Source organism: Paracoccus liaowanqingii (assembly GCF_004683865.2).
Lineage (GTDB): Bacteria > Pseudomonadota > Alphaproteobacteria > Rhodobacterales > Rhodobacteraceae > Paracoccus > Paracoccus liaowanqingii.
This window is the reverse complement of the sequence record NZ_CP038439.1, coordinates 2,890,928-2,915,552: the sequence shown is the minus strand read 5'-3', so window position 1 is coordinate 2,915,552 and position 24,625 is coordinate 2,890,928. Positions and strand designations below refer to the sequence as shown.

The window sequence follows — 24,625 nt, the reverse complement described above, 5'->3', positions numbered from 1 at the left end:
CTTCCTTGCGAAAACCGGGGGGCGTGGCTATATCGCGGCTTCGCAACCCGTTGCGCTTTCACAGGAAGGTTGGCCGATGACCCTGCCGCAGACGCCGCATTACCTGATCGACATGGGCCTGTTGCGGGCCAACATGGAAAAGGTCGCCCAATTGCGCGAGGCCTCCGGCGCCAAGGCGCTGCTGGCGCTGAAGTGCTTTGCCACCTGGTCGGTCTTCGACCTGATGCGCGACTACATGGACGGCACGACCTCGTCCTCGCTGTATGAACTGCGCCTGGGGCGCGAGACCTTCGGCAAGGAAACCCATGCCTATTCCGTGGCATGGGCCGATCACGAGATCGACGAGGCCGTGTCCTATGCCGACAAGATCATCTTCAACAGCCTGACCCAGCTGGACCGCCACGGCGCCCGCGCGCAGGGCATCGCCACCGGCCTGCGCCTGAACCCGCGTTTCTCGACCAGCGGCTTCGATCTGGCCGACCCGGCGCGGCCCTTCTCGCGTCTGGGCGAATCCGATCTGGACCGTCTGGAGGATGCGCTGGACCGGATCAGCGGCGTCATGATCCACTACAATTGCGAGAACGGCGACTTCGACCTCTTCGACCGCCAGCTGACCCGGATCGAGGCCGAGTTCGGCGGGCTGCTGGAGCGGCTGGATTGGGTGTCCCTGGGCGGCGGCATCCACTTCACCGGCGAGGGCTATCCGCTGGACCGGCTGGCCGACCGGCTCAAGGCCTTCCAGGACCGCTATGGCGTGCAGGCCTATCTGGAGCCGGGCGAGGCCAGCGTCACCAAGACGACCACGCTGGAGGTCAGCGTGCTGGACATCCTCGACACTGGCAAGCAGGTGGCCATCGTCGACAGCAGCACCGAGGCGCACATGCTGGACCTGCTGATCTATCGCGAGGATGCCAAGCTGCCGCAGGAGGGCGACCACGTCTATCAGGTGGCGGGCAAGACCTGCCTTGCGGGCGACATCTTCGGCGAGGCGCGCTTTGCCAGGCCCCTGCAGATCGGCGACCGGATCAGCATCTCGGACGCGGCGGGCTACACGATGGTCAAGAAGAACTGGTTCAACGGCCTGGCCCAGCCCTCCATCGCGATCCGCGACGAGGATGGCAGCATCCGCACCGTCCGCGACTTTTCCTATGACGAATTCAAGGGCAGCCTGTCCTGACGGCGCCCCCTCTGCGACCCCGCGACAAGGAGACTGACTTGGCGAAGAAGAACGTGCTCATCATCGGTGCCGGTGGCGTGGCCCAGGTCGTGGCCCACAAGGTCGCGCAATGGGCGGATGAATTCGGCGACCTGCATATCGCCAACCGCACCCAGGCCAAGGCCGATGCGATCATCCGGACCCTGCGCGACAAGGGCCATGACATGCCCTTCGCCAGCCACCCGCTGGACGCGATGGATGCGGGCGCGGTCGAGGCGCTGATCCGCAAGGTCGACGCGGCCATCGTCATCAACGTGGGCACCGCCTTCATCAACATGACCGTGCTGGAGGGCTGCATCCGCACCGGCGCCGCCTATGTCGACACCGCCATCCACGAGGATCCCGCCAAGGTCTGCGAGACGCCGCCCTGGTACGGCAACTACGAATGGACCCGGCGCGAGGACGTGGCCAAGGCCGGCGTCACCGCCATCCTGGGCGCGGGCTTCGATCCGGGCGTGGTCAATGCCTATGCGCGTCTGGCCGAAGACGAGTATTTCGACACGGTCGACAGCATCGACATCGTGGACATCAACGCCGGATCCCACGGCCGCTGGTTTGCCACCAACTTCGACCCCGAGATCAACTTCCGCGAGTTCACCGGCACGGTCTATTCCTGGCAGAAGGGCGCGTGGCAGGAAAACCGCATGTTCGAGGTGGGCCGCGAATGGGATCTGCCCGTCGTGGGCAAGCGCACCGCCTATCTCTCCGGCCATGACGAGGTCCATTCGCTGTCCGCGCGCTATCCGCAGGCGGACGTGCGCTTCTGGATGGGCTTCGGCGAACATTACATCAACGTCTTCACCGTGCTGCAGAAGCTGGGCCTTCTGTCCGAGCAGCCGGTGACGCTGGATGACGGGCGGCAGGTCGTGCCGCTGAAGGTCGTCAAGGCGGTCCTGCCCGACCCGGCCAGCCTGGCGCCCGATTACGAGGGCAAGACCTGCATCGGCGATCTGGTCAAGGGCACCCGCGACGGCAGGCCGGGCGAGGTCTTCATCTACAACGTCGCCGACCACAAGGAGGCCTTCGACGAGGTCGGCAGCCAGGGGATCAGCTATACCGCGGGCGTGCCCCCGGTGGCGGCGGCGATCCTGATCGCGCGCGGTCCTTGGGACGCGGGCAAGATGGCCCATGTCGAGGACCTGCCCGCGCGGCCCTTCCTGGAGCTGCTGGGCGAGATGGGCCTGCCCACCCGCGTCATCGACGCCTCGGGCGACCATCCGTTGTAAGGGGCGGCCGTCACGGTCCGTCCTGACGAAATCGTGTGATCTTTGAGGCCCAAGGCGCGGCGGGTCGGAACAACCGGCCCGCCGCGCGCGTTCGCCGCTGAAACTGCGCCAGCGTGACGGCGTCGATCGGGGGTCTTATGCCACGTCCCAAGGGACAGATGTTTCCGGGCTTCACGGAAAGCGAAAACAGCCGCATGCCGCGACTGGCCAACTGGGCGATCATCGGAATCTTCATGATCATGGCCTTTTCGGCCGTGGCGGCAGGCCGCGATTTCCTGATGCCGGTGACCATGGCGGGGCTGCTGTTCTTCGTCTTCACGCCGATGCGCCGCTTTGCCGAGCGCCGGGGCATTCCCGACGTGCTGACGGCGGCGGGGATCACGCTGTCGATCCTGCTGACCGTGGCCGTCGTCGCCTATGCCGCCAGCGGGCCGCTGAGCCGGGCGATGAACAACATGCCCACCATCAGCGCGCAGCTGGAAACCAAGTTCGAGAACGTCCAGGAAAGCCTGTCGGGCCTGCGCGACGCGGCGCAGCGCATCGACGAGGCGCAGTCCGCGAACGATGCCGAGGACACGCGCCCCGCCATCCGCATCGAGCCCGAGGGGCAGACGACGCTCGGCATGGTCGCGACCACCACGCCGCTGCTGCTGGGGCAGGTGGTCTTCACGCTGATCCTGCTGTTCTTCATGATCGCCTCGGGCGACCTTCTCTATCTCAAGATCGTGCAAAGCTTCGACCGGCTGCGCGACAAGCGGGGCGCCTATCTGGCGCTGCGCCAGATCGAGGATTCGCTTGGCAACTACCTGGGCGCGATCACCATCATCAATGCCGGGCTGGGGCTGGCCGTGGGCTTGGCGATGTGGGCCTGGGGCATGCCCGGCGCGCTTCTGTTCGGGCTGGGCGCCTTCATCCTGAACTTCATCCCCTATCTGGGCGCCATCGCCGGGGTGGCCATCGCCGCGCTGGTGGCGCTGGTGGTGATGCCGGGCGTCTTCTGGCCCGCCATGGTCGCGCTGACCTATCTGGGCCTCACTTCGCTGGAGGGGCAGATCATCACGCCCTATTTCGTGTCGCGCCGGCTGCAGATGAACACGGTCGTGGTCTTTCTGGCCGTGGCGCTGTGGGCTTGGCTGTGGTCGGTGATCGGCATGGTCATCGCCGTGCCGGTGCTGGTCGTCATGCGCGTGCTGGCCGACCATGTGCCCGGATGGGAGAAGTTCGGCAACTTCCTGGCCGGAGAGGCGCCGCCTGCTCTGGCCAGCGAGGACGAGGACGAGGCGCGTGATCTGGTCGAGGCCGGGGCCGTGGCCGAGGACGAGCCGACCGCCCGCGTGGCGACCGCCGAGGTCTTCGATACCCCGCCGCACGATCCTCGCGTCTGACCAAGCGCAGGGGGCCGGCGGACCCGGCCTCCTGCATCCTGTCCGGATCAGCCGGCGGGCAGGGTCGGGGCGACCTCGTTCACGGCGGCCTCGATCTGCTGGCAGGTGACCTCGACGGTGTTCCCTTGGCTTTCGGCGGCGTCGGCCAGCGACAGTTCCGCCTCGCCCACGGCGACCATGCCCTCGGTGCCCTTCTCCTCGGCGGTGGTGCCGGCGGTCGCGTCGCCCTCGGGCAGCATGGCGATCAGCTGGCCTTGGGCCGTGACGGCCTCGGCGCCGGTGAAGCCCTGATCTTGGCAGTATTGCAGGATGCCCAGCTGGTTGCGGGCGGCCTCGTAGGTGGCGTCGGTGTCGATGTCCTGCGCCAGAACGGCGGCGGGCAGCAGGCCCAGTCCCAAGGCGACGGTCAGGGTGCGGATCATGTCATGTCTCCATCTTCTGTGGTCGTGACGTCCACCCGGCGAAAGGCCGGGCAGCGAGGCGCCCTTGCTAGACCTGCCGTTGCGGGAATGCCCAGAGCGCGGGGCCAAGACCGCACGGCGGCAGCGAAACCCCGCCGGAATGGGCGGTGCGGGGCGGGGGCGGCCGGGCGGATTCCAGCCACCGGGCGGTGAGGGGCCGCGCTTTCCGCGCACGATCGCTTGAGGCCAGGCAGGCAAAACCTGCCATGCGCTCAACGGCTTGGCGCAGGACACGCGGGGGTGATCGCCCCGTGAGTGAACTTCGCGGCCCGCGCATCCGTTGACTGTCCAATCGCGGCAACGCTGCCGCACCCCGAACAACGGACTGGAGACCGCAATGACCAATCCCGTCAAGACGATCAAGCTGGGCGGCAAGGCCGCCGCTCTGGCCATGCTGATGGCCACCGCATCCTTCGCGCAGACCGCCACGACCGAGGCCCCCGCCGGCATGACCACCATGGAGGCGGTCGAGTTCCCGACGCTGACCACCGTCGACACCGACGAGGCCGTGGCCGAGGAACTGGTTGCGCAGGGCTATGAGAACATCGTCATCGTCCGCACCGACGATGCGCTGGCCGTCACGGCCGAGCGCGGCGGCGTGCCGACCGAGATGGTCTTCAGCCCCACCGAGGGGACGCTGGTTCTGATCGACGGCGTCGCACCGATGGCCCCCGAGACCGACGCGGCGCCGGTCGGCACCGTAGCCTCGACCGATGGCGACGAGCCCGTGTCCGAGACCGTCGATTCGACCAACTTCAGCGGCCAGGACGACGTGTTGCTGGACACGCCCACCGCCTCGATTGAGGGTGACGAGGTCGATCCCGTCGCCGAGACGATCCCGGTGGATCCGAGCGCGCCCACGACCGGCGAGACCGGTCAGGCCGAGGATGGCGGCGCCGAGACGGACGGAACGGCCGATGATGAAGGCGTCGACGGCTGATCTGCACCGCACGAGACGACGGAAGGACCGGGCCCCTGCGCCCGGTTTTTTCATGCGCGGGGCAACGGGGTCAGACCAGCCCCAGCAGCAGCGGCACGGCGATCAGCGCGGCCAGCGCGGCGGTCTGGACCAGCAGCATGCCGATGGCGGCCGGGCCCACCTCGGCCAGCCGCACCAGCGAGGTCTTCATGCCCACCGCCGCCACCGCCGCGACCAAGAGCGCCCGCGACAGGGTCGAGGCCACGTCTACCACCACCCCGGGCACGACATGCGCCGAATTGGCCGCCGCCAGGATCAGGAAGGCCAGCACGAAGCCCGGCAGCAGGGGCGGGCGGGTCTGCGTGCCGGAACTGGCGCGGCGCAGGACCAGCGCCGCGATCAGCACGACCGGGGCCAGCAGGGTCACGCGGATCAGCTTGACCACCGTGGCCAGGTCGCCGGTCTCGTCCGAGACGGAATAGCCCGCGCCCACCACCTGCGCCACATCATGGATCGTGCCGCCCAGGAACAGGCCGGTCTGGTGCGGATCCATCCCAAGGGCCGAGGCCAGCATCGGATAGACGATCATCGCCACCGTCGACAGGGCGGTGACGGTGATGACGGTAAAGGACAGGTCGCGCTCGGTCGTCTCGCGCGCGGGCAGGACCGAGGCGATGGCCATGGCCGCCGAGGCGCCGCAGATCGCCACCGACCCGCCGGTCAGCAGCCCGAAGGCCCGGTCCTGACCGACCCTGCGGGCCAGCGCGACCGAGGCCAGGATCACCGCGCCGATGGACAGGGCCAGCAGTCCCACGAAGTGCCAGCCGATCGCCGCCACCATGTCCAGCGAGACCCGCAGCCCCAGCAGCGCCACCCCGATCCGCAGAAGCCCGCGCGCGGCAAAGTCGATGCCCGGCCCGGCCAGGCTGTCCTCGGCCAGCCCATGCAGCGGCATCCCCAGCAGGATCGCCATCAGCATGACCGGGGCGCCGTAATGGCTGGAGAGGAACTGCGCCGCCATCGCGACGGTCACCGCCAGCATCAGGCCCGGCGCCAGCAGGCGGGCGCGGTCGGGCAACTGGGCAAGGCGGGGCAGGGGCATCGGCATCCCGGATCAGATCGGAAGGGTGGGGACGAGGGTCGCCCCCAGAAAGGTCGACCGGGGGCCATGACGGCCCCCGCCCGGGGTCACTGGATGTCGCGGGCGCGCTCGGCGGCCAGCTCGGTCTCGGCCTGGGACACCGCCTCGCGGAAGGTGGCCAGGATCTCCTCTCCGCCGTCCACGCTGCCGGTGAACCAGTCATAGACCGGGGCCGCGGCCTCGGTGAAGGCGGCGCGCTCCTCGGCGGTGGGCACATAGACCTCGCCGCCGCCGGCGGTGAACTCCTCGTAGGCGGCGATGGACTTGCGCTTGGGCGAGGCGAAGGTCGCCTGCTGCAGCTGGTAGAAGCCGTCGACCACGATGGCGCGCATGTCCTCGGGCATGGCCATGAAGGTCTCGTTCGACATCCACCACATCGCGCCCATGTAGGCGTGCCCGTCCAGCGTCAGGTATTGCAGCCCGGCCTCGGGGAAGCGCATCGACATGATGTCGGTGATGCCGTTCGCGGTGCCCTCGACCACATTGGTCTGCAGCGAGGTGAACAGCTCGGCCCAGGGGATCGGCGTGGGCGAGGCGTCCAGCGCGCGAACCAGTTCCTGCGGCAGGTCGGCCACCACGGTGCGCATCTTCAGCCCCGACAGGTCGGCAGGCGTCTGGATGCGGCGTTCGGTGTTGGCGAAGTTGCGCCAGCCGCCGGTATTGCCGATGGTCATCAGCCGCAGCATGTCGCCGCTGTCGGCCAGCGCCATGTCGCGCAGGGTGCGGGTGAAGTCGCCCGACAGCACCCGCTCGGCCACCCGGTCGTCGGCCATGATGTAGGGCAGGTCCAGCACCTGCAGATAGGGGAACAGCCCCGCCGCCCCGTCCGAGGTCGAGATGTAGACGTCGATGGACCCGTCGGCCACGCCCTGCAGGCATTCCGCCCCGTTCGAGCAAAGCTGCGTGCCCATGAAGATCTCGACGGCGATGGCGCCGTTCGAGGCCGCCTCGACATGGGATTTGAAGACCTGCAGGCCGTCGTAATCCTCGTCGTTCTCGTTGGAATTGGCGACGGCGCGCAGGGTGTACTCCTGCGCCATGGCCGGGGCGGCCAGCATCAGCGCGGCGGCCAGGGTCAGTGCGGGTTTCAGCATGGTATCCTCCCTAGGTGGTCTTAATCCGCGAACCCGGTCAGGCGCGGAATGGTCATGGAAATGGCCGGGACATAGGTGATCAGGAAGATCACGAAGACCTCGACGGCCAGGAACGGCAGGATGGCGCGGGCGATGGTCATGACCTTCTCGCCCGATACGGCCGAGGCCACGAACAGCACCAGCCCCATGGGCGGCGTCGCCAGCCCCACCGTCAGGTTGACGCACATGATGATGGCGAAATGCACGCTGTCCACCCCCATGCCGGTGAAGACCGGGCCCAGGATCGGCGCCAGGATGATGATCGCCGGGCCCGCGTCCAGGAACATGCCGACGACGAACAGCAGCAGGTTGATCATCAACAGCAGCAGCAGCGGGTTGGCGGTCAGCGTCAGGATCCAGTCGGCCATCATCTGCGGCGTCTGCGACAGCGACACGACCGTCTTGAACGACATGGCCGCGCCCACCAGCAGCAGCACCACGGCCGAGGTCAGCGCGGCGCGGCCCAGCACGTCGGGCAGGTCGGTGACCGTCATGGTGCGCAGCACGAACAGGCTGATGATCAGCGCATAGACCGCCGCCACCGCCGCCGCCTCGGTCGGCGTGAAGACCCCGCCCAGGATGCCGCCCAGGATGATGACCGGGGTCATCAGCGGGAAGAACGCCTTGAGGCTGGCTTGGCCCCGTTCCGGCCAGGTCTGGCGGCGGGCGGCGATGGGAAAGTCGTACTTGTCGGCCATCAGCTTGACGACCGCCATCAGGCCAAGACCCACCAGGATGCCCGGCACGATGCCCGCCAGAAACAGCGCCGCGACGCTTTCGCCCATCACATAGGCATAGATGATCATGATCCCCGAGGGCGGGATGATCGGCCCGATGACCGAGCTGGCCGCCGTGATCGCGGCGGCGAAGCGGCGGGTATATCCCTGCTTCTCCATCGCCGGGATCAGCATCGACCCAAGCGCCGAGGTATCGGCCACCGCCGAGCCGGACAGGCCCGCGAACAGCATCGAGGACAGGATGTTCACATGCGCCAGCCCGCCCCGGAAATGGCCCATCAGGGCCTGGGCGAACTCGACCAGCCGCAGGGTGATGCCGCCGCGGTTCATCAGCTCTCCGGCCAGCATGAAGAAGGGGATGGCCATCAGCGGAAAGCTGTCCATCCCGTTGTAGAGGTTGCGGTAGAGCAGCGTCAGGTCGCGCTCCTGCCCGTTCAGCCACAGGATCAGGCCGGGGGCGGCCAGCATGCCGAAGACCACCGGCAGGCCGACCATCAGGAAGAGCAGGAACAGCGGCAGGAACCAGATCAGCGCCATCATTCCGCCCCCCGCAGGCCGGGATCCAGCCCCTCGATCGGCGGGAGGTCCCGCACCCCCGCCAGATCGGCCAGGGTGCGCAGGATCAGTTCGACATTGACCGAGATCATCAGCACCAGCCCCACCGGGATCGAGGCCATCATCCACGCCCGCGGCACCCGGTACCAGGTGCTGAAATCGACCGAGGTGGGGATGAACAGCGACGCGCTGGCGAAGCGGCCGCCGAGGCCGGTGACCTCGCGCCAGCCGATCTGCACGGCCACGACCAGCACCAGGAGCGACAGGCCCAGCAGCAGCAGGTTCAGGATCCGCGCCAGCGTGGCGGGCAGCATCGCGGGGATCATGTCGATCGCCACGAAGCCGCCGCGCCGGAAGGCCGTGGGGGCCATCAGCCCGGTCATCCACAGCATGCAGAACCGCGCGGCCTCGTCCGGCCAGGCCAGCGCGCTGTTCAGCCCATAGCGGGCGACGACCTGCGCGATGGTCACCGCGACCATCACCCCGATGGCCAAGATGCCCACCGCGCGCCCCGCGCGCAGCAGATGTTCGTTGATCCAGGACAATGGCCGGATCACGGCATGTAGCAGGCTCATCCGGCCCTCTCCCCCCATGTGCAGTCGCAGTGCAGTCGCGGTGCCGGGGCGCCTCACCCCGCCCGGCACCGATCGTTCAGGCCGGCGCGATGCCGGCGACGCGCCCGCCGTAGAAGGCCAGCGGCGCCCCCTCGCTGACCAGCGCGTGCAGCACGCGGCCCAGGATGATCACGTGATCGCCCGCCTCGTGCATGTCGAACTGCGCGCAGTCGAACCGCGCCAGGCAGCGGTCCAGCACCGGCACGCCCTGGGCGTTGCGCGCAAGCCCCGCCTCGTCCAGCGCATTGCGGTTGCGCGCCACGGCCCAGGCCAGGTCGGCCTGGTCGGCGGACAGGACATGGATGGCGAAATGCGCGGCCGCGGCAAAGTCCGGCAGGCGCGAGCTGGCCCGCGCGGGCGACCACATCACCAGCGGCGGGTCCATCGAGATCGACGAGAAGCTGTTGGCGGTCATCGCGGCGCAGCCCTCGGGGCTGGCGGCGGTGACGATGGTGACGCCGGTCGCGAAGCGCCCGAAGGCGTCGCGCAGCAGCCGCCCGTTCTGCGGGTCGGGAACGAAGCTGTGCGGCGTGGCCTGCGTCATGGCACCTCTTGCCCGAGGGCGGCTTGGTAAAGCTGGAACCACTGGACGCGGCTCAGATCGACCTGTCCGGCATCTGCGATCCGCGCGATCCGCGCAAGCGAATTGGTGCCCAGCACCGGCAGGATCCGCGCCGGGTGGCGCAGCAGGAACGCCACCGCGATGGCCGACCGGTCCACATCGAAGACCTGCGCCATCGCGTCCAGCGCCTGCCCGAGCGGGCCCTGGTCCGTCATCAGCCGACCGCCGCCCAGGGGCGACCAGCCCATGACGACGTCGCGGCGGCGCTGGTGGAAGGCCAGATCGCCGTTGGTGAAGGGCGCGGTCGCGGCCAGCGAGATCTCGATCTGGTTGGTGACCAGCGGCGCCTGCATCGCGCCCTGCAGCAGGTCCACGTCCCAGGGGCGGAAGTTCGACACGCCCACCGCGCGGACCTTGCCGCTGGCGACCAGATCGTCCAGCGCGGCGCCGGTCTCGTCCGCATCCATCAGCGGGTCGGGGCGGTGGATCAGCAAGAGGTCGATCCGGTCCGTGCCCATGTCGCGCAGCGAATTTTCGACCGAGGCCCGGATATGGTCGCCCGAGCTGTCGTAATGCTTGCAGGCGGCATCCGAGTATTTGCCCATCGGCGCGACGATGTCGCATTTCGTCACGATCTCGATCCGGTCGCGCAGGCCGGGCGCGGCGCGCAGGGCGCGGCCCAGGATCGCCTCGGCGGTATAGCCGCCATAGATATCGGCCTGGTCCATCGTGGTGATGTCCTGGGCCAGGCAGGCCTCGACCTTGGCCTGCACATGGGCCGGGCTGGTGTCGGGATCGTCGCCGATCCGCCACATGCCATAGACGAGCCGCGACAGGCTCAGATCGTCGGTCAGGGTCACGCGGTTCATCATCAGCGCCTTTCGCCGGTGCCCAGGGGCGTTGGGGGGGTGGTGGCGGGGACGCGGCACTGCGCGCGGTTCAGCTGGCAGGTCCGCATCTGCGGCAGCACGCGGCTGCCGAAATGGTCGGCCTCGTCCAGATGGGGATAGCCGGACAGGATGAAGGCGCGGATGCCCATCTTCTGCAGCTCCTCCAGCTTGGTCAGCACCTGATCGGTCGAGCCGACGATGGCCGCGCCGCAGCCCGACCGGGCCCGGCCCACGCCGGTCCACAGGTTCGGCTCGACATAGCCTTCCAGATCGGCCAGCTCGCGGTTGCGGGCCTGCCGCGCCACGCCAAGCGAGCCCGAATCCAGTGCCCGCTCGCGGATCGCGCGGCCCTGGTCGTCGTCCAGCTGGCTGACCAGGTCGCGGGCATAGTCGCGGGCCTCGGCCTCGGTGTCGCGCACGATGACATGGGCGCGAAAGCCGTAATCCAGCGTGCGACCGTATTTCTCAGCCGCCGCATGGGCGGCCTTCATGCGGTCGGCGATGTCCTCGGTCTTTTCGGGCCACATCAGGTAGACATCGCAATGCTGCCCGCAAAGGTCCAGCGCATCGGGGGAATAGCCGCCGAAATACAGCATCGGTCCCCCGGTCTGGTAGGGCCTGGCCGGATCGGTCGCCACGTCGGTGAAGTCATAGACCTGCCCGTGATAGTCGATCCGGTCCTGCGTCCAAGCCTGCTTCAGGATCTCGACCACCTCGCGCGAGCGCTGATAGCGGAAGGGGCTGGGCGCGGTCTCGCCGGGGAAATCGCTGCTGATGATGTTCAGCGTCAGGCGGCCCTCCAGCATGTGATCCAGCGTGGCGATGGTTCGGGCCAGCATGATCGGCTGCATCTCGCCGCAGCGGATCGCGGCCAGCAGGTTGATGCGTTGGGTGATGGGCGCGCAGCCCGCCACGAAGGACAGCGTGTCCTGACCCACCTGATAGCTGGACGGGCACAGGATGTTGCCAAAGCCCTGCGATTCGGCCGCCCTGACGATGGCCGAGCAATGCGCCCAGGACGACCGCAGCGACCCGTCGGGCACGCCCAGATGGCGGTAATCGTCCGAACAGAGCGCCGAGAACCAGGCGACCTCGACCTCGCTCAGATCGGCCGAGGTGACGGGAACGACGGTCATGATTTCCTCCCAGGACAGCGCCGGATTTCCCTTTGCATAGCCCTGTCCATAATGTAAATCAATGGTGCATCAATTCAGGCGGGGCATCGTGGCCGAACCGGGCGAACATCGCAGCGACGCGCTGCCGATCCATCTGCAGATCGCCGAGATGATGATTCGCGACATCGCCGCGGGCCGGCTGGTCGACGGCCAGCGCCTGCCCCCTGAACGCGAGATGGCCGCCGCGCACGCCACCACCGTGCGCACCCTGCGCAAGGCCCTGGCCGAGATGGAGGAGCAGGGCCTGCTGGAGCGCCGTCAGGGATCGGGCAACTATGTCCGCGCGGGCGGGCCGACCCGGGCGGTCTATTCGATGTTCCGGCTGGAACATGCCGTGGGCGGCGGGGGCCTGCCGCGCGCCCGCATCCTGTCGGTCGATCGCCTGCCCAAGGACGCGGACCAGCCCGTCTATGGCAGTTCGGACCACGGCACCCGCTTCCGACGCCTGCGCTTTCTGGACGACGTGCCCATCGCGGTCGAGGAGATCTGGCTGGACGCGGGCGCAGGCGCGGTCCCGCCCGAGATGGTGCAGGATTCGCTGTACCTGACCTACAAGCGGGCGCTGAAGCTGTGGATCACCAGGGCCGAGGATCGCGTGGGCCTGGGCATCGTGCCGGACTGGGCGCCGCCCGCCTTCGCGCCCCCGCCGGGGCAGGTGACCGCCTTCATCCGCCGCCTGTCCTGGGCGCAGGGGGCCCGTGCGGTCGAGTTTTCCCGCACCTGGTACGACACCGAACGGGCGCTGTATGTCCAGCGCCTCATCTGAGGAGATTGCGATGACCACGATGGCGCCCTTGGGCCTGCGCACGATTACCTATGGCGTGATCGGCTGCGGCATGATGGGCCAGGAACACCTGCGCAACATCGCGCTGCTGCCCGGCACCGCGATCGGCGCGATCTTCGAGCCCGACCCCGCCATGCGCGCCCGCGCCGCCGCGCTGGCGCCCCGCGCGCGGCTGGTCGACAGCATCGATGCGCTGCTGGCCGATCCCGATCTGGATTGCCTGCTGATCGCCAGCCCCAATTTCCGCCATATCGAGCAGCTTCAGGCCATCGCCGCGCGCCGCCCCCTGCCGGTGCTGGTCGAAAAGCCGCTGTTCACCGATCCGCGCGATCTGGCGGCCGTGCGGGCCTTCGCCGACCGCTATCCCGCGCCGGTCTGGGTGGCGATGGAATACCGCTACATGCCGCCCGTCGCCCGCCTGCTGGCCATGGCGCCCGAGGCCACCGGCGGCATCCGCATGCTGAGCATCCGCGAGCACCGCTATCCCTTCCTGTCCAAGGTCGATCACTGGAACCGCTTCAACCGCTATACCGGCGGCACCTTCGTCGAGAAATGCTGCCATTTCTTCGACCTGATGCGGCTGGCCATCGGGGCCGATCCGGTGCGGATCATGGCGACGGGCGGGCAGGCGCTGAACCATCTGGACGAGGATCACGGGGGCCGGACCCCCGACATCTTCGACCACGGCTATGTCGCGGTCGAGTTCGAGGGGGGCGTGCGCGCCATGCTGGAGCTGTGCATGTTCGCGGAAGGGTCGCGCTGGCAGGAGGAGATCAGCGCCGTCGGCCCGCGCGGCAAGATCGAGGCCTTCGTGCCCGGCCCGACCCGCTTCTGGCCCGACGATCTGGGCGCGGCCCCGGTGGCGCAGGTCGTCGTCTCGCCCCGCGATCCCAAGGGGCCGCAGGTCCACGCGATCCCCGTCGATCCGGCCCTGCTGGAGGCGGGCGACCACAACGGCTCGACCTTCTACCAGCATCAGCGCTTCCTGGACCTGGTGCGCGGGCAGCGCCGCACCCCCGAGGTGACGCTGCAGGACGGGATCTGGGCCGTGCGCATGGGACAGGCCGCGCAGGCCGCGATGTCCGAAGGGCGGGTGATCACCTTGTGACGGGCCGCACAGCCGCTGTGCGTCGGAAGCCGTCGCCTTTCGGACGGCATTGGCGCTAGGATCGGCGGCAGCGACCCGCCAGAGACCTGAACGAGGCATCCATGCGCCACAACACCGCCCGCAGCTATGGCTCGGTCACCCGGACATTCCATTGGCTGACCGCGCTTCTGATCCTGTCCAATATCGGTCTGGGCCTCTGGGCCGAACGCATCCCGCTGGAGGCGATGGCGCTGAAGGTGCAGGTCTTCTCGCTCCACAAGACCTTGGGCCTGGCGGCGCTGGCGGTGGCGCTGGCGCGGATCGGATGGGCGCTGAGCCAACCCCGCCCCGCGCCCGTCCATCCCGACCGCCGGGCCGAGACGCTGCTGGCCGAGGCGGTGCACTGGACGCTTTATGGCGCGATGGTGCTGGTCCCCGTCACCGGCTGGATCGGACATGCCGCGACCGATGGCTATGCCCCGATCCTCTGGCCCCTGGGGCAGGGCCTGCCGCTGGTGCCGAAATCGCCCGCGCTGTCGATGACCATGGCGGGGGTGCATCACATCCTGGCCTGGATGCTGATGGGCTCGATCCTTCTGCACGTGGCGGGCGCGCTGAAGCACGCGCTGATCGACCGCGACGGGGTGCTGGCGCGGATGACGCGCGGGCGGCCGGCGGGGCAGGGCGCGGCCGGCCGCCACCTGATGCCCGCGCTGGTCGCGCTGGCGGTCCTTGGCGCGGGTGCGGCCTATGCCGTGGTGACCCGCCCGCAGGACGCGGGCCCGGCCACGGTGCTGGACCAGGCCGCATCGGACTGGCGGGTGACCCAGGGCGATCTGGGCTTTGCCGTGGTGCAGATGGGATCGCAGATCGAGGGCGGCTTTTCCGACTGGACCGCCGCGATCGCCTTCGATCCCGACAGCGGCACGGGCGAGGTGCGCGTGACCATCAACATGGACAGCGTCACCATCGGCACCGTGACCGACCAGGCCAAGGGCTCGGATTTCTTCGACGTCGCCACCAACCCCACCGCCGTCTTCGCGGGCACCATCCGCCCCGAGGGCGAGGGCTATGTGGCCGAGGGTCCGCTGACCCTGCGCGGTCAGGAGACGCCCGTAACCCTGCCCTTCACGCTGCAGATCGACGATGCGGGCGTGGCGCGGATGCAGGGGCAGGCCGTGATGGACCGCCGCGACTGGCAGATCGGCGCGGGCTATGCCGACGAATCGACCGTGGGCTTCGAGGTGCAGCTGACCGTCGCCCTGACCGCCGCGCGCTGAGGCGGCCCTGACGGGGATGTGCGCAGGGGGACAGGGCCTGTTCGCCCATCGCCAGTTGCCCCCCGGGCCCGTTCCGGCAAGGATGGGCGCAGCTTTACAGGAGAAGACCATGCTCAAGACCACCGCACTGACCGCCGCCTTCGCCCTTGTCGCCGGCGCTGCCCTGGCCGAGCCGCAGGCCTATACCTTCGACACCTCGCACAGCCAGATCGTGTTCGACTACAACCACCTGGGCTTCTCGACCACGACCGGCATGTTCGGCGACATCACCGGCCAGATCAGCTTCGATCCCGAGGATCCCGCCGCCTCCTCGGTCGAGGCCAGCTTTCCCGTGGCCTCGCTGATGACCGGCTTTGCCGGCCGCGACGAGCATTTCCAGTCGCCCGACTTCTTCGGGGCCGAAGGCGCCGCGCCCGAGGTCACCTTCGTCTCGACCGGCATCGAGGTCACCGGCGACACCACCGCGATGATCACCGGCGACCTGACCCTGAACGGCGTCACGCAGGAAGTCGTGCTGGACACCACCCTGAACCAGCAGGGCAACCACCCGATGGAGAACAAGCCCTGGCTGGGCTTCGACGCCACCACCACGCTGCTGCGCAGCGACTACAACATGGGCATGTTCGCCCCCGCCGTGTCCGACGAGGTCCAGGTGACGATCTCGGTCGAGGCGATGGCCGCCGAGGGCTGATTTCCCCGCCTTTCGCAGGCAAAGACCGGCCCGTGACGCCCCCCGCGTCACGGGCCTTTTGTGGTGTGGCGGGGTAGGGTGCTTCCAGTTGCGTGCGAACCTGCCCTCTGGAGGACGCGGCTTCTTCGCAGGACCGGCAAATCTCGGGCAGCGAGGCAGCCATCGAGGGATGGCTGTTCCACGTCCGGACATGAAGGGCCGGTCTGGGAAACCGAGATAACAGGCCAAGGCCTCGGCGCCCGGTCCGCTGCCAAGTGAGGCGCAATTCCTGCAACCGATTCTTCAACCAAGAGACCCGTGACCCTTCGCGGCGTGTCGTGCCGAAGGAGGGAGATGTCGCTGCCTGAGACAAGGTCGCTCTCGAGTCCCCTGGGGTGCCAAAGGTGGCGCGGGCGCAATTAAAGGTTGCATGACGGAATTTTTACATTCTATGCTGAACGTATCAGTTTTGAAAGGTTCGGCCATGGATCACCCGCTGAAATATCACGGCGTTGTCGCCGTCCTCGCATCGCTTGTCGGATTGTCGCTTTATGGTGTGCCCGGAGCGGCCTTGGGCCTTCTCGTCGGGCCGTTCGTGCTTGCGGTCGTGATGGGCGTCATGGGATTTGCCCTCAGCGTGAAGACCTCGGTCGAGAGGAGCGCGACAGGGCCGATGGGTCGGCACCGGAGCTCCCCTGCCGTTCAGGGAGTCGCCCCGCGCGACCTTCGGCGGGGATCGGACAGGTACTGATCGCGGCAGGCGCTCGGAGACACAGGCTGTAGAAGCTCCATCATTTCCCCGGCGCAGGCCTCCAGCGCGTCGCGATCTTCGTTGTAAGGACAATTCCCGCGAACCCGGCCAAGATGCCGTGTTCGCGGTCTTTTACTGCCTGTGAGCTAAGGTTTCCTGGATCCATGCGGGGGGCAAGACGTGGCCCCCTTTGAACGATGACTTGCCGTTCGCTCAAACATCGCAGCGATCGGGAAATGGCCTGCCCAGACACGCCCCCTTCAAAGCATCGCAGCACGCGCTCCGCCGGATTTCATCGAATGCAGCCCGGACCCAGGCAGCCCTCGTTCCGGCGGCAACCCTCGCTTGAGGACCAGAAGGACGGAAGATACCCTCGCCTGCGCGCTCGTCCGACAGAACATAGTGGTGACCCCGACTGGATTCGAACCAGTAACCTGCCCCTTAGGAGGGGGCTGCTCTATCCAGTTGAGCCACGGGGCCATGCCGCCCTCTGTCTACCGGCCCGGGGATGCGTTTGGCAAGCGTCGGGTGGCGGGCACTGGCGGGGGGATGAGCGCCGGATCCGGGATCATGCGGCGGTTGTGGGCGTCCCTGACCTTCGCTAACATCGGTGGGTACAAGTCAGGAACGTCCCCCTCATGATCCCCACGCGCCCCCGTCGTCCCCTGACCCTCCGCGATGTGTCCGAGGCCTCGGGCGTGTCCGAGATGACCGTCAGCCGGGTGCTGCGCAACCGGGGCGACGTGTCGGCCGCGACGCGCGAGAAGGTGCTGACGGCGGCCAAGGCGCTGGGCTACGTGCCCAACAAGATCGCGGGCGGGCTGGCCAGCCAGCGGGTGAACCTGGTGGCGGTGGTCATCCCGTCGCTGTCCAACCTGGTCTTTCCCGACGTGCTGGGCGGGATCTCGGCGGAGCTGGACGATACCGGGCTGCAGCCGGTGATCGGGGTCACCAACTATTCCCCCGCGCGCGAGGAGATGGTGCTGTACGACATGCTGTCCTGGCGGCCTACGGGGGTGATCCTGGCGGGGCTGGAACACAGCCGGGCGGCGCGGGCCATGCTGCAGAACTCGGGCCTTCCGGTGGTCGAGATCATGGACATCGACGGCGAGGGGATCGACACGCTGGTGGGCATCTCGCATATCCGCGCCGGGCGCGAGATGGCGGCGCGGATCCTGGCCGCCGGCTATCGCCGCATCGGCTTTGTCGGCACCCACATGCCCGAGGATCACCGCGCCCGCAAACGCCTGCTGGGCTTCGAGGAAGGGCTGGCGCTGGCCGGGGTCCAGCTGGAGGCGCGGGAATACTATCAGGGCGGATCCAGCCTCCTGAAGGGGCGCGAGCTGACCGACCGCATCCTGACCCGCGCGCCGGACCTGGATTTCCTCTATTTCTCGAACGACATGATCGGGGCGGGCGGGCTGCTTCACTGCCTGGACAAGGGCATGGACATCCCGGGCCGGATCGGGCTGGCGGGCTTCAACGGCGTCGACCTGCTGGACGGGCTGCCGATCCGGCTGGCCACCACCGATGCGCGGCGCGTGGATGTCGGGCGGCGCGCGGCGCGGCTGGTGTCCGGCAAGGATGTCGCGCCCGAGAACCGCATCATCGCGCTGACCCCCACCTTCCTGCCCGGCGACACGATCCGCGCCGTTCCGGCCTGACCGGTTTGCCGCAGGGCTTCGGGTTGTGACCGGGCGGGCTTCGGCCTATCTCTGGGCCATGCGTATTCCCCTGATCTCCCGCCTTCTGTCCCGCAAGCCGCGCGTCGCGGTCATCCGCCTGTCCGGCACCATCGGCGGCGCGGGCCGGGGGGGCGGGCTGAACGACGCGGCCCTGGCCCCCCTGATCGAGCGTGCCTTCAGGCGCGGCAAGCCGCTGGCGGTGGCGCTGGTCATCAATTCGCCGGGCGGATCGCCGGTGCAATCCTCGCTGATCGCCGCCCGCATCCGGCGGCTGGCGGACGAGACCGGCACCCCCGTCCATGCCTTCGTCGAGGACGTGGCGGCCTCGGGCGGCTACTGGCTGGCCTGCGCGGCGGATGACATCTGGGCCGATGACAGCTCGATCCTGGGCTCGATCGGGGTCATCTCGGCGGGCTTCGGCTTCCACGAGCTGATTGACCGGTGGGGGATCGAGCGGCGGGTGCACACGGCGGGCGAATCGAAATCGACGCTGGATCCGTTCCGCCCGCAATCGCCCGAGGATGTGGCGCGGCTGCACAGCATCCTGGAGCCCATCCACGCCGCCTTCAAGGACCATGTCCGGACCCGGCGCGGCAGCCGCCTGGCCGCTGATCAGGATCTGTTCACCGGCGCCTTCTGGGCCGGGCGCGAGGCGGTGCGTCTGGGGCTGGCTGACGGCATCGCCCATCCGGTGCCTCGGCTGAAGGCGCTCTACGGCGACAAGGTCCGCTTCGAGGTCCATGGCATGCGCCGACCCCTGCTGCGCCGCCTCGGGCTGTCCGCCGAAGCGCTGCTGGACGCGGCCGAGGATCGCGCCGCCTTCCAGCGCTTCGGAACCCGGGGATGAGCCTGCGCGTCATCGTCCTGTTCCTGCTGGTCATGGTCGTCATCGCCCTTCTGGGCGGTCCCGGCGCCCGGCGCATGTTGAAGAAGATTTTCGGGGTCGGGCGACGTGATAAATGAGATTCTGCTGGTGCTGGGCGGCTTGGCCCTGCTGGTTCTGGGCGGCGACCTGCTGGTGCGGGGCGCGGTCAACTTGGCGCTGAAGCTGGGCATGACGCCCCTTGTGGTCGGCCTGACCGTGGTGGCCTTCGGCACCTCGGCGCCCGAACTGCTGGTGTCGCTGTCGGCGGCGCTGCAGGGCTCCAGCGGCATCGCGATGGGCAATGTCGTCGGCTCCAACATCGCCAACGTGCTGGTGATCCTGGGGGTGACGGCGCTGATCTCGGTCATCGTGACCAAGGGGCACGACCTGCGCGAAAGCTGGGCGATGATGATCGGCGCCTCGGTCCTGTTGATCGCGCTGTCCTTTGCCGGAGAGATCGGGCGCCTGCAGGGCGTCATCCTGCTGCTGGCCCTGGGCGCGGTGCTGTGGCGGCAGCTGAGCACCGGACGGGCCGAACCCGGCGAACTGGAGGGCGCGGCCCTGGGCGCGGGCTGGGGCAAGATCATCTTCTGGCTGGTGGCCGGCCTGATCGCCCTGCCGATCGGGGCCAACCTGCTGGTCACCGGCGCGACCGTCATCGCGCGCGAGTTCGGCATCAGCGAAACGGTGATCGGCCTGACGCTGGTGGCCATCGGCACCTCGCTGCCGGAACTGGCCGCCTCGGTCGCCGCCGCGCTGCGGGGCCGGGCGGACATGGCGCTTGGCAATGTCGTCGGCTCGAACATCTTCAACATCCTGGCGATCCTGGGCATCACCACCGTCGTGGCGCCGCTGACCGTCCCGCCCGAGATGCTGCGTCTGGACCTGTGGGTCATGCTGGGATCCTCGCTGCTGCTGGCCCCGTTCCTGTTCCGCAGCCTCAGCCTGACGCGGATCGTGGGCGCGGTCTTCGTGCTGGTCTATGGCACCTATGCCTGGATCCTGCTGTGACGGGGCGTCGGCCATGAGGGGCGCGGCCCTGGTCACCGGCGCCGCCCGCAGGCTGGGCCGCACCATGGCGCTGGCCTTGGCCGCGCGCGGCCATGACGTCGCCATCCATTATGCGGGCTCGGACGAAGAGGCCCGGCAGACCGCCGCCGAGGCACGGGCCCTGGGCGTCCGGGCGCAGGTTTTTCAAGCCGACCTGCTGGACGCCGACGCCACGGCGGCGCTGGTGCCGCAGGTGGCGCAGGCCCTGGGGCCGCTGACGGTGCTGGTGAACAACGCCTCGATCTTCGAACATGACACGATCCACAGCGCGACGATGGTGGGATGGGACCGGCATCTGGGGTCGAACCTGCGCGCGCCCTTCCAGCTGATCCAGGCCTTCGCCGCCCAGGCCCCCAAGGCCGTCCCCGACGAGAACGGCGAGCCGCAGGCGCAGGCGCTGGTCGTCAACATGGTCGATCAGCGGGTGCTGAAGCCCACGCCCGAATTCATGACCTATTCGCTGGCCAAGGCGGCGCTGTGGGCGCTGACGCGCACCGCCGCGCAGGGACTTGCCCCCGACATCCGCGTGAATGCCATCGGCCCCGGCCCGACCCTGATCGGCGCCCGGCAGAGCGCGGATCATTTCGCCGCCCAACGCGCCGCGACGGTGCTGGGCCGGGGCAGCGATCCGCAGGGCATCACCCAGGCCCTGGCCTATCTGCTGGACGCGCGGGCGGTGACCGGACAGCTGATCTGCGTCGATGGCGGCCAGCACCTGGCATGGCGCACTCCGGACATGCTTGACGGCGACTGACGCACGTTGCGGCACGGGGCGCGGCGTCTTGTCCACGCGCCGCAGAGACCGCGTGCAAGATGCGGATTCTGCAAGATATTTCCGTCCAGTCCCAAAAGAGGATATATATTCTCCAGCAAAATCAACGGCCTTCGGATATGCCTAGTTATTGGGCAAGGTCACGGAACTGTAACGATTGCTGGCCTGCCACCCCTCTCCCCACAGCTCGCCCACAGGATTATCCACAGATTTGGTGGAAAGCTTCCTGCTTGCGCCCGGTCCCCGGAACTTGCAGCGACGGGCCAGAATCACCACTCTGAAAGACATGACCCAGAAAACCGGCCACGCCCTGATCCAGGACTATCTCAAGACCCTCGACGCCAGCCCCGGCGTCTACCGGATGCTGGATGCGGCCCAGGCCGTCCTCTATGTCGGCAAGGCGCGCGACCTGCGCGCGCGGGTGTCGAACTATGCCCGCCCCTCGGGGCATTCGGGGCGCATCGCGCGGATGATCCGCGAGACGGCCAGCATGATGTTCCTGACCACCCGCACCGAGACCGAGGCCCTGCTGCTGGAGCAGAACCTGATCAAGCAGCTGAAGCCGCGCTACAACGTGCTGCTGCGCGACGACAAGAGCTTTCCCAACATCCTGGTGGCCAAGTCCCACGGCTTTCCGCAGATCAAGAAGCATCGCGGCGCGAAGTCGGAAAAGGGCGACTATTACGGCCCCTTCGCCAGCGCGGGCGCGGTGAACCGCACGCTGACGCAGCTGCAGCGGGTCTTCCTGCTCAGGAACTGCACCGACAGCACCTTCGAATCGCGCACCCGCCCCTGCCTGCTGTTCCAGATCAAGCGCTGCAGCGCGCCCTGCGTGGGTCGCATCACCGAACCCGACTACAACGCGCTGGTCAGCGATGCGGAGCGTTTCCTGCAAGGCAAGACCACGACCATCCAGTCCGATCTGGCCGCCGAGATGGCCAAGGCCGCCGAAGAGATGGAATACGAACGCGCCGCCGCGCTGCGCGACCGCATCAAGGCGCTGACCGCCGTGCAGTCGGTGCAGGCCATCAACCCCAAGGGCGTGTCCGAGGCCGACATCGTGGCCCTGCACATGGAGGGCGGGCAGGCCTGCGTGCAGGTCTTCTTCATCCGCGGCAACCAGAGCTGGGGGAACCGCGACTTCTATCCGCGCCTTGGCGGGGCCGAGAGCCCCGACGAGGTGATGCAGGCCTTCCTGGTGCAGTTCTACGACGACAAGCCGCCGCCGCGGCAGATCCTGCTGTCGCATGCGCCCGAGGATCCGGAACTGGCCGCCGACATCCTGTCGGACCGCGCGCGGCGCCGGGTCGAGGTGCTGGTCCCGCAGCGCGGCGAGAAGTCCGACCTGGTGACCAACGCCCTGCGCAACGCCCGCGAAAGCCTCGCGCGCCGCATGTCGGAAAGCGCGACCCAGGCCCGGCTGCTGGAGGGGCTGGCCGAGGCCTTCGACCTGCCCGGTCCCCCGCGCCGGATCGAGGTCTATGACAACAGTCACATCATGGGCACCAATGCCGTCGGCGGCATGATCGTCGCGGGCCCCGAGGGCTGGATCAAGAACCAGTACCGCAAGTTCAACATCAAGGGCACCGAGATCACGCCGGGCGACGATTTCGGCATGATGAAGGAGGTGCTGATGCGCCGCTTCCAGCGCCTGCTGAAGGAGGATCCCGACCGCCAGACCGAGGCCTGGCCGGACCTGCTGCTGATCGACGGCGGCGCCGGACAGGTGAGCGCGGTCGAGGGGATCATGGCCGAGCTGGGCGTCGAGGACATCCCGATGATCGGCGTCGCCAAGGGCCAGGACCGCGACCACGGCAAGGAGGAGTTCCACCGCCCCGGCAAGCGCCCCTTCGCGCTGCGCATGAACGACCCGGTGCTGTATTTCGTCCAGCGCCTGCGCGACGAGGCCCACCGTTGGGCCATCGGCACCCACCGCGCCAAGCGCGCCAAGGCCGTGATGGCCAATCCCCTGGACGAGATCGCGGGCATCGGGGCCGCCCGCAAGCGCGCGCTGCTGACCCATTTCGGCAGCGCCAAGGCGGTGAGCCGCGCGGGCCTGACCGACCTGCTGGCGGCGCCCGGGATCTCGGCCGCGATGGCACAGAAGGTGCATGACCACTTCAATCCCCGGGGGTGAGGGGGCGCTTGTGCCGGCGCAGGCCGGGGGCAAGCCCCGTCGCCGGATGGTCCCTCGGACCCGTGGCGTGACCCGCCGGCGACCCCCGGGATATTTTTGGACCAGTGCAGAGGGGGGAGTTCGGGGCGGGCGATCACAGATGCGGGGGTCGGAGAGGCGGGGCGCCTTGGGCCTTTCCAAGCGCGGCGACAGGGACTAGCGTGCCCCCATGCGCTGGAACCTTCCCAATCTTCTGACCCTTCTCCGTCTGCTGGCCGCCCCGGGCGTGCCGCTGATGTTCCTGTACTTCCATCGGCCCTGGGCGGATTGGGCGGCGCTGGCGCTGTTTCTGCTGGCGGCGATCACCGACTGGTTCGACGGCTACCTGGCCCGCGCCTGGAAGCAGGAGAGCCGCTTCGGCGCCGCCATGGACCCGATCGCCGACAAGGCGATGGTGGTGATCGCGCTGGTCGTGATCACCGGCTATTCCGGCATGAACCCCTGGCTGATCCTGCCGGTGACGGTGATCCTGTTCCGCGAGGTCTTCGTCTCGGGCCTGAGGGAATTTCTGGGCGACAAGTCGCGCATGCTGGCCGTGACCAATCTGGCCAAGTGGAAGACGACGCTGCAGATGGTCGCGATCTCGGTCCTGTTCCTGGCGACGGGGCTGGCCTATGTCGAACACGGCCATGCCCCCCGCGTGGGCGAGACGGGTCTGGTCTGGTCGGGCAGCTGGGCGGCGCTGGCGACCTATGCCGGGCTGACGCTGATCTGGATCGCGGCGGCACTGACCGCCTGGACGGGCTGGGATTACTTCGTCAAGGCGCGGCCCTTCCTGAAGGATCCGGGCCATGACGATTGAGATCCTGTATTTCGCCGCCCTGCGCGAGCGCGTGGGCCATCCGCGCGAGACGGTGACCAGCGACGCGCGGACGCCCCGCGATCTGGTGGCCGAACTGGCCGCCCGGTCCGACGGCCATGCGGCGGCCTTCGCGGACATGGCCGCGCTGCGCTGCGCCGTGGACCAGCAGCTGACCGATCTGGACGCCCCCTTGGGGCAGCCGCGCGAGGTGGCCTTCTTTCCCCCGATGACCGGCGGCTGAGGCCTCGTGTCGGCCCGGGTCCAGACCGCGCCCTTCGATCTGGCGGCCGAGCTTGCGGGCTTCGGCGCCGGGGCGGGCGCCGTGGTGACCTTCACCGGCCTCGTGCGCGACGACACCGGCCGGATGGCCGCGCTGGAGATCGAGCATTATCCCGGCATGACCGAACGCGCGCTGGCCGAGTACGGGCAGGCCGCCGCCGCCCGCTTCGCCCTGATCGACTGGCGCATCGTGCATCGTCATGGCCGCATCGGGACGGGACAGCCCATCATGATGGTGGCCACCGCCGCCCGCCACCGCCGCGCGGCCTTCGAGGGGGCGGATTACCTGATGGACTGGCTGAAATCCCGCGCCCCCTTCTGGAAGCGCGAGATCGCCCATGACGGCGCGGCGCGATGGGTCGCCGCCAAGACCGGCGACGAGGATGCGCTGGCCCGGTGGTGAGCGCATC

The 24,625-nt window shown here is 68.6% G+C and carries 24 protein-coding genes and 1 tRNA gene; 16 read left to right on the top strand and 9 right to left on the bottom strand.

Annotated features, from left to right (window positions below; translation table 11 throughout):
* The first annotated feature begins 82 nt into the window (after positions 1 to 82).
* From E4191_RS14110 to E4191_RS14100, 3 genes are all read left to right on the top strand, one after another.
* A complete protein-coding gene (locus tag E4191_RS14110; protein WP_176562747.1) occupies positions 83 to 1,177 on the top strand; it encodes a carboxynorspermidine decarboxylase in 1,095 nt (364 codons plus the stop codon).
* 38 nt (positions 1,178 to 1,215) lie between these two features.
* Entirely contained in the window at positions 1,216 to 2,442 is a 1,227-nt protein-coding gene (locus tag E4191_RS14105; RefSeq protein WP_135313962.1) for a saccharopine dehydrogenase family protein, read from the top strand.
* Between the two features lie 158 nt (positions 2,443 to 2,600).
* Positions 2,601 to 3,827, top strand: a complete 1,227-nt coding sequence (locus tag E4191_RS14100) for an AI-2E family transporter (protein WP_228461335.1) — start codon at positions 2,601 to 2,603, stop codon at positions 3,825 to 3,827.
* Between the two features lie 47 nt (positions 3,828 to 3,874).
* Here the strand turns inward: E4191_RS14100 and E4191_RS14095 are convergent, their stop codons facing one another.
* Positions 3,875 to 4,249 carry a pore-forming ESAT-6 family protein gene (locus E4191_RS14095; protein ID WP_135313960.1) on the bottom strand — a complete coding sequence of 125 codons (375 nt, stop codon included), beginning with the start codon at positions 4,247 to 4,249 and terminating at the stop codon, positions 3,875 to 3,877.
* A 376-nt stretch (positions 4,250 to 4,625) separates the two neighbouring features.
* Between E4191_RS14095 and E4191_RS14090 the strand changes: the two genes are divergently transcribed.
* Positions 4,626 to 5,228: a hypothetical protein gene (locus E4191_RS14090; protein WP_135313959.1), complete on the top strand. Its 603-nt coding sequence runs from the start codon at positions 4,626 to 4,628 to the stop codon at positions 5,226 to 5,228.
* Positions 5,229 to 5,298: 70 nt separating this feature from the next.
* Here the strand turns inward: E4191_RS14090 and E4191_RS14085 are convergent, their stop codons facing one another.
* The 7 genes from E4191_RS14085 to E4191_RS14055 all read right to left on the bottom strand — a co-directional run bounded on the left by E4191_RS14085 (position 5,299) and on the right by E4191_RS14055 (position 11,975).
* Complete coding sequence (locus E4191_RS14085; RefSeq protein ID WP_135313958.1) at positions 5,299 to 6,309, bottom strand: YeiH family protein; 1,011 nt, start codon at positions 6,307 to 6,309, stop codon at positions 5,299 to 5,301.
* A gap of 86 nt (positions 6,310 to 6,395) precedes the next feature.
* Entirely contained in the window at positions 6,396 to 7,442 is a 1,047-nt protein-coding gene (locus tag E4191_RS14080) for a TRAP transporter substrate-binding protein (RefSeq protein WP_135313957.1), read from the bottom strand.
* 20 nt (positions 7,443 to 7,462) lie between these two features.
* The gene (locus E4191_RS14075; protein WP_135314490.1) at positions 7,463 to 8,755 is read right to left on the bottom strand and encodes a TRAP transporter large permease; all 1,293 of its coding nucleotides are present in this window, start codon (positions 8,753 to 8,755) and stop codon (positions 7,463 to 7,465) included.
* Entirely contained in the window at positions 8,755 to 9,348 is a 594-nt protein-coding gene (locus E4191_RS14070; protein WP_135313956.1) for a TRAP transporter small permease, read from the bottom strand. The genes E4191_RS14075 and E4191_RS14070 overlap by 1 nt, the downstream gene beginning before the upstream one ends.
* A 76-nt stretch (positions 9,349 to 9,424) precedes the next feature.
* Entirely contained in the window at positions 9,425 to 9,931 is a 507-nt protein-coding gene (locus E4191_RS14065; RefSeq protein WP_135313955.1) for a flavin reductase family protein, read from the bottom strand.
* A complete protein-coding gene (locus E4191_RS14060) occupies positions 9,928 to 10,818 on the bottom strand; it encodes an aldo/keto reductase (protein WP_135314489.1) in 891 nt (296 codons plus the stop codon). The genes E4191_RS14065 and E4191_RS14060 overlap by 4 nt, the downstream gene beginning before the upstream one ends.
* Before the next feature lie 2 nt (positions 10,819 to 10,820).
* Positions 10,821 to 11,975 (bottom strand): LLM class flavin-dependent oxidoreductase, encoded by a 1,155-nt coding sequence (locus tag E4191_RS14055; protein ID WP_135313954.1) that lies wholly within the window; start codon positions 11,973 to 11,975, stop codon positions 10,821 to 10,823.
* An 88-nt stretch (positions 11,976 to 12,063) separates the two neighbouring features.
* Here E4191_RS14055 and E4191_RS14050 point away from each other — a divergent pair, with 88 nt between their 5' ends.
* The 4 genes from E4191_RS14050 (at position 12,064) to E4191_RS14035 (ending at position 15,856) form a co-directional block, all read left to right on the top strand.
* Positions 12,064 to 12,780 carry a GntR family transcriptional regulator gene (locus E4191_RS14050; RefSeq protein WP_407947024.1) on the top strand — a complete coding sequence of 239 codons (717 nt, stop codon included), beginning with the start codon at positions 12,064 to 12,066 and terminating at the stop codon, positions 12,778 to 12,780.
* Positions 12,781 to 12,799: 19 nt separating this feature from the next.
* Positions 12,800 to 13,906 carry a Gfo/Idh/MocA family protein gene (locus E4191_RS14045; RefSeq protein ID WP_135314488.1) on the top strand — a complete coding sequence of 369 codons (1,107 nt, stop codon included), beginning with the start codon at positions 12,800 to 12,802 and terminating at the stop codon, positions 13,904 to 13,906.
* Between the two features lie 101 nt (positions 13,907 to 14,007).
* Positions 14,008 to 15,165: a cytochrome b/b6 domain-containing protein gene (locus E4191_RS14040; protein ID WP_135313952.1), complete on the top strand. Its 1,158-nt coding sequence runs from the start codon at positions 14,008 to 14,010 to the stop codon at positions 15,163 to 15,165.
* Between the two features lie 109 nt (positions 15,166 to 15,274).
* On the top strand, positions 15,275 to 15,856 hold the full coding sequence (locus tag E4191_RS14035; protein WP_135313951.1) for a YceI family protein: 582 nt from the start codon (positions 15,275 to 15,277) through the stop codon (positions 15,854 to 15,856).
* A gap of 1,133 nt (positions 15,857 to 16,989) precedes the next feature.
* Here the strand turns inward: E4191_RS14035 and E4191_RS14030 are convergent.
* A tRNA-Arg gene (locus tag E4191_RS14030) sits at positions 16,990 to 17,066 on the bottom strand.
* Positions 17,067 to 17,224: 158 nt separating this feature from the next.
* Here E4191_RS14030 and E4191_RS14025 point away from each other — a divergent pair.
* From E4191_RS14025 to E4191_RS13990, 8 genes are all read left to right on the top strand, one after another.
* Positions 17,225 to 18,250 carry a LacI family DNA-binding transcriptional regulator gene (locus tag E4191_RS14025; RefSeq protein ID WP_135313950.1) on the top strand — a complete coding sequence of 342 codons (1,026 nt, stop codon included), beginning with the start codon at positions 17,225 to 17,227 and terminating at the stop codon, positions 18,248 to 18,250.
* Positions 18,251 to 18,308: 58 nt separating this feature from the next.
* Positions 18,309 to 19,118 carry a S49 family peptidase gene (locus E4191_RS14020; protein WP_135314487.1) on the top strand — a complete coding sequence of 270 codons (810 nt, stop codon included), beginning with the start codon at positions 18,309 to 18,311 and terminating at the stop codon, positions 19,116 to 19,118.
* 105 nt (positions 19,119 to 19,223) lie between these two features.
* Positions 19,224 to 20,147: a calcium/sodium antiporter gene (locus E4191_RS14015; protein ID WP_135313949.1), complete on the top strand. Its 924-nt coding sequence runs from the start codon at positions 19,224 to 19,226 to the stop codon at positions 20,145 to 20,147.
* Between the two features lie 13 nt (positions 20,148 to 20,160).
* Positions 20,161 to 20,940: an SDR family oxidoreductase gene (locus tag E4191_RS14010; protein ID WP_135313948.1), complete on the top strand. Its 780-nt coding sequence runs from the start codon at positions 20,161 to 20,163 to the stop codon at positions 20,938 to 20,940.
* 304 nt (positions 20,941 to 21,244) lie between these two features.
* On the top strand, positions 21,245 to 23,095 hold the full coding sequence (gene uvrC, locus E4191_RS14005; RefSeq protein WP_135313947.1) for an excinuclease ABC subunit UvrC: 1,851 nt from the start codon (positions 21,245 to 21,247) through the stop codon (positions 23,093 to 23,095).
* A gap of 208 nt (positions 23,096 to 23,303) precedes the next feature.
* A complete protein-coding gene (gene pgsA / locus E4191_RS14000) occupies positions 23,304 to 23,936 on the top strand; it encodes a CDP-diacylglycerol--glycerol-3-phosphate 3-phosphatidyltransferase (protein WP_135313946.1) in 633 nt (210 codons plus the stop codon).
* Positions 23,932 to 24,177: a MoaD/ThiS family protein gene (locus tag E4191_RS13995; RefSeq protein ID WP_135314486.1), complete on the top strand. Its 246-nt coding sequence runs from the start codon at positions 23,932 to 23,934 to the stop codon at positions 24,175 to 24,177. Before pgsA ends, E4191_RS13995 begins: the two co-directional genes overlap by 5 nt.
* 6 nt (positions 24,178 to 24,183) lie before the next feature.
* Entirely contained in the window at positions 24,184 to 24,618 is a 435-nt protein-coding gene (locus tag E4191_RS13990) for a molybdenum cofactor biosynthesis protein MoaE (protein WP_135313945.1), read from the top strand.
* Positions 24,619 to 24,625 lie beyond the last annotated feature (7 nt).